The sequence below is a fragment of the Thiobacillus sp. genome (assembly GCF_024708915.1).
In genome coordinates, this window is sequence record NZ_JANJXQ010000007.1 from 1 (window position 1) to 8,651 (window position 8,651).

Consider the following 8,651-nt stretch of genomic DNA (forward strand, 5'->3'; position numbering starts at 1 on the left):
GCCCGGCAAGGCGGATTTTGGATAGCCGGCGCGGTCGAGCGCGGATTGCCATTGCCCGGTTTCAAAGCCGTCGATCTTGTCGCTGCCCACCACCAGCACCGGAACGCTCAAGCGTCCGGTAAGTTTTTGCAGTTCGGCCTGAGCTTCGGGGCTGGCTTGCGGATCCTTGTTGCTATGGGGAACGCCGCGCTCGTTCAGCAGTTGCCGCGCCTGGTCGCAGGGCGCGCCGCAGGCGCTGGCGTACAGGGTGACCGGATATTTCTCGCGCGCGGTTCTGGCGGCATAGGATTCACCAACCTCGATGACACTGCCCTTGAAGGCCTTCTGCTGGGCATTCCTGATGCTGGGCGGGGGCGGCTGGTCGCTGTATACCGCGCGGCCTTGTGCGTCCTTCCACTGATACAGCTGAGCGGCGGCAAGCGGGGCGCTCGCCGCCGCCAGCCAGGCCGCTACCATGATGAGTCCCGCTTTCATGCCGTGCTCCGAACGATCTGATTCTCCGCTCTAACGGCCATAACCGGGCTGGGCTTTACCTGCGAGCAGCCTGAAGGCGTCAAGGCAGGTCGCGCTTGCAAGCCACCGGGCCCATGCGGAATCGTATGCGTCGCTCATGCCATGCCGTTGTGGCGCAGCAGGGCGTCGATGGTGGGTTCGCGGCCGCGGAAGGCCTTGAACGATTCGAGCGCCGGACGCGCGCCGCCCTGGGCGAGGATTTCGCTCCAGAAGCGGTGGCCGACTTCGGGGTTGAGCACGCCGCCGTAGCCTGCGGCCTCGTCCTCGAACAGCGCGTAGGCGTCGGCCGACAGCACTTCCGCCCACTTGTAGCTGTAGTAGCCCGCCGCGTAGCCGCCGGCGAAGATGTGCGAAAAATTGTTGGGGAAGCGGTTGTAGGCCGGCGGGATGACGACCGCGACCTGGCGGCGGATGTCGTCGATCAGGTCCAGCGCGGTGCGCGGGCCGCTGGGATCGAAGTCGTCGTGCAGATGCATGTCGAAGCTGGCGAATTCGATCTGGCGCAGCGTCTGCAGGCCGGCCTGGAAGTTCTTCGCCGCCAGCATCCTGTCGAACAGTTCCCTGGGCAGCGGTGCGCCGGTGTCGACGTGGGCGGTCATATGTTTGAGGACATCCCATTCCCAGCAGAAATTCTCCATGAACTGGCTGGGCAGTTCGACCGCGTCCCACTCGACGCCGTTGATGCCGGAGACGCCGAGCTCCTCGATTTGCGTCAGCAGGTGGTGCAGGCCGTGGCCCGCTTCATGAAAGAGCGTGATGACCTCGTCGTGGGTGAACAGCGCCGGCTTGTCGCCCACCGGACCGGAGAAGTTGCAGTTGAGGTAGGCCACCGGCGTCTGGATGCCGTCAGCCGTTTTGCGGCGGGTGATGACGTCGTCCATCCAGGCGCCGCCGCGCTTGGATGCGCGCGCGTAGAGGTCGAGGTAGAACTGGCCGACGCGCTGGCCGCTGCGGTCGTAGAGCGTGTAGAACTTGACGTCGGGGTGCCACAGCGGCGCCTGATCCTCGCGCACATGCAGGCCGTAGAGCGTCTCGATCAGCTTGAACAAGCCGGCCAGCACGCGCGGCTCGGGGAAGTACTGCTTCACTTCCTGATCGGAGAAACTATATCGAGCCACGCTCAGTTTTTCAGATACATAGGTGGTGTCCCAGGCCTGCAGGTCTGCGAGGCCGAGTTCGTCGCGGGCGAAGGCCTTGAGTTCTGCGTAGTCCTTCTCGGCGTAGGGGCGGGCACGGACGCCGAGTTCGTCGAGGAATTTCAGCACCTCGGCCGGGGTGTCGGCCATCTTGGCTGCCAGCGATACCTGTGCATAGCTGGAAAAACCGAGCAGTTCTGCCGCCTCGCGCCTGAGCTTGAGGATACCGGCAATCAGCGGGGTGTTGTCGAGTTCGGGTTTGCCGAATTCGGAGGCGCGGGTGACGTAGGCGCGATACATCTGCTCGCGCAGCGCGCGGTTGTCGGCGTACTGCATCACCGGCAGGTAGGACGGCATGTGCAGGGTGATCTTCCAGCCGCTTTTGCCGTCGGCTTCGGCGGCGGCCTTCATGGCGGCCAGCACGTCGTCCGGCACGCCGGCAAGCTCGGCCGCGTCGTCGATGAAAAGCGCGAAATCATTGGTGGCGTCGAGCAGGTTTTCCTCGAACTTGGCCGACAGCTGCGCCAGTTCCTCCTGCACCTGCATGAAGCGCGCCTTCTTGTCGGCCGGCAGTTCGGCGCCGCCGAGGCGGAAATCGCGCAATTCGTTGTCGACGATCTTCCGGCGCGGGGCCGACAGCGCGGCGAAATCGGGGCGCGCTTTCAGCGCCTTGAACTTGGCGAACAGCGCCTCGTTCTGCCCCAGTTCGGCGTAATAGACGGTGATCTTCGGCAGGTTGGCGTTGTAGACCTCGCGCAGTTCGGGCGAGTCCATCACCGAATGCAGGTGCGACACCTGGCCCCAGGCGCGGCCCAGTTTTTCGTTGGCGTCGTCGAGCGGGGCGACGAAGGCGTCCCACTCGGCCGGCGTGTCGGCAGCTTCCGCACGCGCCACCGCCGCGCGGGCGTCGGCCAGCAGCTGGTCGATGGCGGGGGTGACGAATTCGGGCTTGAATTCGGCGAAACGTGGCAGACCGGAAAAGTCGAGCAGGGGATTGATGCCCATCGGGGTATTCATGGCGGCAACCAGCAGTGAGGGAGGAAGGGAATTATACTTTCGGCTCGTAGACGGATTTTCAACCCCATGACAGACAAGGTTTATGCTCAACCGCTGGCGCCGCATCACGGCGTTGCCCCGGCGCTCGCCGCCGGCGCCTGGGTCCATCCGCGCGCCACGGTGGTCGGCGAGGTCAGCCTCGGGGCCGATGCTTCGGTGTGGCCGGGCGCGGTGATCCGCGGCGACGTCAATGCGATCGCCATCGGCGAGGCGAGCAACATCCAGGACAACAGCGTGCTGCACGTATCGCACAGGACGCCGGCCAACCCGGCGGGCGGGCCGCTGCTCATCGGCGCGCGCGTCACCGTCGGCCACACGGTCATCCTGCACGCCTGCACCATCGAAGACGAATGCCTGATCGGCATGGGCAGCATCATTCTCGACCGCGCGGTGGTACAGAAACACGTGCTGCTGGGCGCCGGTTCGCTGGTGCCGGAAGGCAAGGTGCTCGAATCCGGCCATCTGTATCTGGGACGTCCGGCCAAGCTGGTACGTGCGCTGACCACGGAAGAAATCGCCTACTTCAGCTATTCGGCCGAGCACTATGTCGCGCTGGCGCGGTCGTATCAATCCCAGGTGCAGGATCAAGCTGCCCGTTAACAAGGTAAAAGCCCATGAAATACACCAAACCGCTTCTCGTCGCCGTCGCCGTATTGGCCATCGTCGGCGCGCTGGCCTACGCCCTGATGGACAAGCCCGGCGCGCCCGCAGCCACCTTCACCACGCTGGAGGGCAAGTCCATCGTGCTCGATGAGCTGCGCGGCAAGGTGGTGTTGGTCAATTTCTGGGCGACCTCCTGCCCCGGCTGCATCAAGGAAATGCCGGGCATGATCGAGACCTACAACCAGTACAAGGGCCGCGGCTTCGAGATCGTCGCGGTGGCGATGAGCTACGACCCGCCCAACTACGTCACCAATTTCGTCCAGACGCGGCGACTGCCGTTTCCGGTCGCGCTCGACGTCGACGGCGAGCACGCGCGCGCCTTCGGCAACGTGCAGCTCACCCCGACCAGCTTCATCATCGGCAAGAACGGTCACATCCTCGAACAAAAGCTGGGCGAACTCGATTTCGTCAAGCTGAAGGCTTTGCTCGACAGGGAATTGTCTTGACGAGAGCACTTGCTGCTGCCGTGCTGCTGTTCACGCTGAACGGATGTGGCCTGGCCGGCACAGACCCGGCGGCCAGGCCGGCCTCGCGGCCCGCTGCGGACAAGCCTTTGCCGCCGGCGCCACCGCCGCCGCCGCTGCCGGACCAAGGCGGCGCCTGTGCCGCGGACGTCAAGCCGTGTGCCGACGGCAGTCATGTCGGCCGCAATCCGGACAAGGGCTGCGCGTTCGACGCGTGCCCGGACGCAAACAACCACTCACTTCTTCCAGATTGATTCATTCATGGCGCAATACGTGTATTCCCTCAACCGGGTCGGCAAGATCGTGCCGCCCAAGCGGCAGATCCTGAAGGACATTTCGCTTTCGTTTTTCCCCGGCGCAAAGATCGGCCTGCTGGGCCTCAACGGTTCCGGCAAGTCCTCGCTGATCCGCATCATGGCCGGCGTCGACAAGGACATCGAAGGCGAGGCGATCCCGATGCCGGGCATCCGCATCGGCTATCTGCCGCAGGAGCCGCAGCTCGATCCTGCGCACACGGTACGCCAGGCGGTGGAAGCGGGGCTGGGCGAGATCGTTTCCGCCAAGACGCGGCTGGATGAGATCTATGCCGCCTACGCCGAGCCCGACGCCGACTTCGACAAGCTCGCCGAGGAGCAGGCGAAGTGCGAGGCCATCCTCGCCACTGCCGGCGCCGACCTCGACACGCAGATGGAAATCGCGGCGGATGCCTTGAGATTGCCGCCGTGGGACGCGGCGATCGGCAAGCTCTCCGGCGGCGAAAAGCGCCGCGTCGCGCTGTGCCAGCTGTTGCTGTCGAATCCCGACATGCTGCTGCTCGACGAGCCGACCAACCACCTCGACGCCGAGTCGGTCGACTGGCTGGAGCAGTTCCTGGTGCGCTATCCGGGAACGGTGGTCGCGGTGACGCACGACCGCTACTTCCTCGACAACGCCGCCGAGTGGATCCTCGAACTCGACCGCGGCCACGGCATCCCGTGGAAGGGCAACTACACCAGCTGGCTCGAGCAGAAGGAGGCGCGCCTGGAGACCGAATCCAAGCAGGAAGCCGCGCGCATCAAGACGATGAAGCACGAGCTCGAATGGGTGCGGCAGAATCCAAAGGCGCGCCAGGCCAAGTCGAAGGCGCGTCTGGCGCGCTTCGAGGAGCTCAATTCGGTCGAGTACCAGAAGCGCAACGAGACGCAGGAGATCTTCATCCCGGTCGGCGAGCGCCTCGGCGACAAGGTCATCGACTTCCACAACGTGAGCAAATCCTTCGGCGACCGCCTGCTGATCGACAACCTTTCCTTCAGCGTCCCGCCCGGCGCGATCGTCGGCATCATCGGCCCCAACGGCGCCGGCAAGTCGACCCTCTTCAGGATGATCACCGGCCAGGAAAAGCCCGACTCGGGCGAAATCGAAACCGGCCAGACGGTGAAGCTCGCCTACGTCGACCAGAGCCGCGACGCGCTCGCCGCCGACAAGACCGTTTTCGACGAGATCGCCGAGGGCCGCGACATCCTCACCGTCGGCCGCTACGAGACGCCGGCGCGCGCCTACCTCGGCCGCTTCAACTTCAAGGGCGCCGACCAGCAGAAGCTGGTCGGCAAGCTCTCCGGCGGCGAGCGCGGGCGGCTGCACCTGGCGAAGACGCTGATCGCCGGCGGCAACGTGCTACTGCTCGACGAGCCGTCGAACGATCTCGACGTCGAAACGTTGCGCGCGCTGGAGGACGCGCTGCTCGAGTTCGCCGGCTGCGTGCTGGTGATCTCCCACGACCGCTGGTTCCTCGACCGCATCGCCACCCACATCCTCGCCTTCGAGGGCGACTCGCAGGTGGTGTTCTTCCCCGGCAACTACCAGGAATACGAGGCCGACAAGAGAAAGCGCCTCGGCGAGGAGGGCGCGAAGCCGAAGCGCATCCGCTACAAGCCCATCAGCCGGTGAGCGTGCGATGATCCTCGACACCCTCGCCCAGGCCGACCGTTACCTTGCGCTCCATCCGCTGTTTCCGCGCGCCTTCGAATTCCTGCGCGGCACCGATCTGCGCGCACTCGAGCCCGGCAGGCATGCGATCGAGGGCGAGCAGCTGTTCGCCATCGTCGAGGCCTGTCCGGGGCGCACGCGGTCGGAAGCGAAGCTGGAATGCCACCGCCGCTACATCGACATCCAACTGGTGCTGGAGGGCGTCGACGAGATGGGGTGGAAGTCGCTCGCCGATTGTGTGGCGCCGGCGACCGAATACGACACCGCGCGCGACATCCGGTTCTTCGACGACGCGCCGGTGAGCTGGGTCGCCACCCCGCCGGGGGCGTTCTGCGTGTTCTTTCCCGACGACGCGCACGCGCCGCTGGTGGGCGCAGGCACGATCCGCAAGGTGGTGATGAAAATCGCCGTGTGACGCGGAACCGGGCTTTGCCGCCGCTTCAGTGGCCGGTCAGCGGTTCGCCCAGTTCGAGCTCGAGTTTCTGCAGTTCCCACAGGGCTTCGCCGTGCGTCGGGTCCAGCTCCAGTACCTTCTGGAAATCGCCGATGGCCTCGCGCACGCGTCCCAGGCCAAGGTTGCCGCGGCCCGACGCCATCCACGCCTGGGGGTTGAAGGGGTCTTCCCTCACCCACTCCAGGGCGAGCCGGGCCAGTTCCTGCCATTTCTTCCTTGCGCTGAGGTCGCAGGCGGTGAGGAAATAGCCGCTGTTGCGCGAGGGGTTTTCCCAGAATGGGCCCTGGTCGGGGATGTCCGACGCAGGCAGGGCCGGCAGCTGCTTCATCCATCCGATGGGGATGGCGAAATGGAATATGCCGCCGCTGCGGGACTTGAAGGTGAGGATGCCGACCAGTTCGCCCTTGTCGTTGAAGAGGCCGCCGCCGCTTGCGCCCGGGTCGAACCGGGCGGACGTCTGGATCACCCTGCCGCCGTCGCAGGCGCAGGTGAAGAGGCCCTTGATGTGGCCCTGCGTGACGGTGAACGTGCCGCCGGAATAACCGACCGCCTGGACGGGATGGCCGACCTGGGTCTGGCCCGGGTCGGCGATGGGCGCGGGCTTGCCGGGATGTCCCGGGAGCCTGAGCAGGCACAGGTCCCGGAAGGTGTCCCCGCTCTGGGTGCTCGCGAGCCAGGAGGCTTGCGCGCTGGACACCTTGATCTCTTTGGCGTTGCGCACCACGTGGCAGTTGGTGAGAAGGCGCTCCGGCGCAACCAGCACCCCTGAGCCGAGTTCCTTCTTGCCGTCGCTGCGGGTCACCTCGATTTTCAGCACCCATTCCTCCCACGCCGGCTGGTCCGGTGCGGCGGCCGGGGCCGCAAGCGGGAGCAGCAGGGCCACGGCGAAGGCAAGGAAACGGCCGCGTTGCAGCATCGGGAATTTATGCCCCTTGCGGGTCACATCGGCGATACAAAAATTCGATGCTCACGGCGGGCTGGACCATCTAAAAAGAAAAAGGAGGATAACGATAATCAGTACATGAAGACCGGCTTCAGGCTTGGGAGTTCCGGCCGAAGGGCGCGAACCGCGCTGCCGGCCTTCCGATTTCGGAAGGAGGTGCATCATGAAAACCGTCCGAATGAGCATTGCAATCGTGAGCATGTTTCTAATGGTTCCCGCTTCCATGGCCGGCGAGCCGGGAATGGGCTGGGATGTCTTCTACACGGGAGAGGGTGAACGCATCAGCCGCTCTTATGAGAAGAGCCCCGCGACCGGTACCGAGGGTCTGGGATTCGACGTGTTCAACGTGGGTGACGGCGTGAAGATCGACGATTTTCACCAGTCCTACATGGGCACGTCCATGGGTTCCGAGGCGAGCGACGGCTGGGATGTCTTCCGCGTAGGCGAGGGCGATCCGCTGCCGTGATGCCGGCCCACTGAAGCATGCAGACGCCCGGCGGGGGTCGGCGCGCGGTGAACCCGAGAGGGGCTGCCCGCGCCGATCGTTGCGCGGGGGCGCACAAGCCATCTTTCCAGTTTTTCGATCGTGCGAACGCCTGCCTGCGTGGCAGGTTGGATGTCTAGTAGTGCGGCGGGATTTCGTCGCGGGGGCCGCGCGCGTCCTCCGGCAGCGCGTCCTTGAGCCGCTGGTGGAGGAGGCGGAGTTGATCCTGCAGGAGGCCGATCTGTGCCTGCTGGCGAACGACGGTCTGGTTGAGCGTCTCGAGCAGGTCGTCCGCGAACGCGAGCCGGGTTTCCAGCTCGGTGAGGCGGGCCTGTGCCGAGGCCGGAAGGCTGTCGGGCGATACGGTCATGGTTGCGCGGCTCCGGGGAGCAGGGGGGCGACGAGTTTTTCCAGCCGGGGATAATGCACCTGGCCGGCGATCTTGTGGCGGATGCGGCCCTCGGCGTCGACGACGAACGAGGTCGGCACGCTCGCCACGTGGCCGAACGCGGCCGCCACCGAGGCGTTGGTCGGTGCCGCCATGAAGGCGTAGCCCTTGTCCGCCATCCAGGCGGCGATCTTGTCGGGCGGGTCGTCGACGCTGATCGAGACGACTTCGAAGCCCCGTGCGCGATGGTCCTGCCAGAAATCGTCGATCACCGGCTTCTCCTTGCGGCAGTAGGGACACCAGGTCGCCCAGAAGTTGACCAGAACGACCTTGCCGCGGAGGGCTTCGCTGGTCAGCACGCGGCCGTCGGTCAGCGTCACCTGCCACGGCGGCGCGGCGCGGTCCTCGTCGCTGACGTCGGCCGGCGGGCGGAACCACAGGTATACGATCAAACCCAGTAGAATCAGGGTCAGCGGACTCGGCGTCCACTTCTTGACGAGGGCTTGTCTATCCATGCTGTGGCTGAAATCGTTTCATATCGTGATGGTGGTGAGCTGGTTCGCCGGGCTGTTCTACCTGCCGCGG

General features: G+C 65.4%; 10 protein-coding genes. 5 read left to right on the plus strand and 5 right to left on the minus strand.

Annotated elements, in window-relative coordinates; translation table 11 throughout:
* Both Q0L94_RS00780 and Q0L94_RS00785 read right to left on the minus strand, forming a co-directional pair.
* A partial coding sequence (locus Q0L94_RS00780) for a glutaredoxin family protein (protein WP_296749159.1) occupies window positions 1–474 on the minus strand: 474 nt, incomplete at its 3' end.
* Between the two features lie 134 nt (window positions 475–608).
* Complete coding sequence (locus tag Q0L94_RS00785; RefSeq protein ID WP_296749161.1) at window positions 609–2,666, minus strand: M3 family metallopeptidase; 2,058 nt, start codon at window positions 2,664–2,666, stop codon at window positions 609–611.
* 66 nt (window positions 2,667–2,732) lie between these two features.
* Here Q0L94_RS00785 and Q0L94_RS00790 point away from each other — a divergent pair, with 66 nt between their 5' ends.
* The 4 genes from Q0L94_RS00790 (at window position 2,733) to Q0L94_RS00805 (ending at window position 6,212) form a co-directional block, all read left to right on the plus strand.
* Window positions 2,733–3,305 (plus strand): gamma carbonic anhydrase family protein, encoded by a 573-nt coding sequence (locus Q0L94_RS00790; RefSeq protein ID WP_296749162.1) that lies wholly within the window; start codon window positions 2,733–2,735, stop codon window positions 3,303–3,305.
* Window positions 3,306–3,319: 14 nt separating this feature from the next.
* On the plus strand, window positions 3,320–3,814 hold the full coding sequence (locus tag Q0L94_RS00795) for a TlpA disulfide reductase family protein (RefSeq protein ID WP_296749164.1): 495 nt from the start codon (window positions 3,320–3,322) through the stop codon (window positions 3,812–3,814).
* A gap of 279 nt (window positions 3,815–4,093) precedes the next feature.
* Entirely contained in the window at window positions 4,094–5,758 is a 1,665-nt protein-coding gene (gene ettA, locus Q0L94_RS00800; protein ID WP_296749166.1) for an energy-dependent translational throttle protein EttA, read from the plus strand.
* A 7-nt stretch (window positions 5,759–5,765) separates the two neighbouring features.
* Window positions 5,766–6,212 carry a YhcH/YjgK/YiaL family protein gene (locus Q0L94_RS00805; RefSeq protein ID WP_296749168.1) on the plus strand — a complete coding sequence of 149 codons (447 nt, stop codon included), beginning with the start codon at window positions 5,766–5,768 and terminating at the stop codon, window positions 6,210–6,212.
* 25 nt (window positions 6,213–6,237) lie between these two features.
* On the opposite strand, the gene Q0L94_RS00810 is transcribed toward Q0L94_RS00805, so the two are convergent.
* Entirely contained in the window at window positions 6,238–7,134 is an 897-nt protein-coding gene (locus Q0L94_RS00810) for a serine protease (protein ID WP_296749170.1), read from the minus strand.
* 223 nt (window positions 7,135–7,357) lie between these two features.
* Here Q0L94_RS00810 and Q0L94_RS00815 point away from each other — a divergent pair, with 223 nt between their 5' ends.
* Window positions 7,358–7,660, plus strand: a complete 303-nt coding sequence (locus tag Q0L94_RS00815; protein ID WP_296749172.1) for a hypothetical protein — start codon at window positions 7,358–7,360, stop codon at window positions 7,658–7,660.
* A gap of 154 nt (window positions 7,661–7,814) precedes the next feature.
* On the opposite strand, the gene Q0L94_RS00820 is transcribed toward Q0L94_RS00815, so the two are convergent.
* Window positions 7,815–8,048 (minus strand): SlyX family protein, encoded by a 234-nt coding sequence (locus tag Q0L94_RS00820; RefSeq protein WP_296749174.1) that lies wholly within the window; start codon window positions 8,046–8,048, stop codon window positions 7,815–7,817.
* The gene (locus Q0L94_RS00825; protein ID WP_296749176.1) at window positions 8,045–8,581 is read right to left on the minus strand and encodes a TlpA disulfide reductase family protein; all 537 of its coding nucleotides are present in this window, start codon (window positions 8,579–8,581) and stop codon (window positions 8,045–8,047) included. Before Q0L94_RS00825 ends, Q0L94_RS00820 begins: the two co-directional genes overlap by 4 nt.
* Window positions 8,582–8,651: the final 70 nt, after the last annotated feature.

What these genes read in the sequence shown, in the direction of transcription:
- Q0L94_RS00785 (WP_296749161.1), bottom strand. Translation starts at nt 2,666, where the DNA reads ATGAATACCCCGATGGGCATCAATCCCCTGCTCGACTTTTCCGGTCTG.
- Q0L94_RS00790 (WP_296749162.1), top strand. Translation starts at nt 2,733, where the DNA reads ATGACAGACAAGGTTTATGCTCAACCGCTGGCGCCGCATCACGGCGTT.
- Q0L94_RS00795 (WP_296749164.1), top strand. Translation starts at nt 3,320, where the DNA reads ATGAAATACACCAAACCGCTTCTCGTCGCCGTCGCCGTATTGGCCATC.
- ettA (WP_296749166.1), top strand. Translation starts at nt 4,094, where the DNA reads ATGGCGCAATACGTGTATTCCCTCAACCGGGTCGGCAAGATCGTGCCG.
- Q0L94_RS00805 (WP_296749168.1), top strand. Translation starts at nt 5,766, where the DNA reads ATGATCCTCGACACCCTCGCCCAGGCCGACCGTTACCTTGCGCTCCAT.
- Q0L94_RS00815 (WP_296749172.1), top strand. Translation starts at nt 7,358, where the DNA reads ATGAAAACCGTCCGAATGAGCATTGCAATCGTGAGCATGTTTCTAATG.
- Q0L94_RS00820 (WP_296749174.1), bottom strand. Translation starts at nt 8,048, where the DNA reads ATGACCGTATCGCCCGACAGCCTTCCGGCCTCGGCACAGGCCCGCCTC.
- Q0L94_RS00825 (WP_296749176.1), bottom strand. Translation starts at nt 8,581, where the DNA reads ATGGATAGACAAGCCCTCGTCAAGAAGTGGACGCCGAGTCCGCTGACC.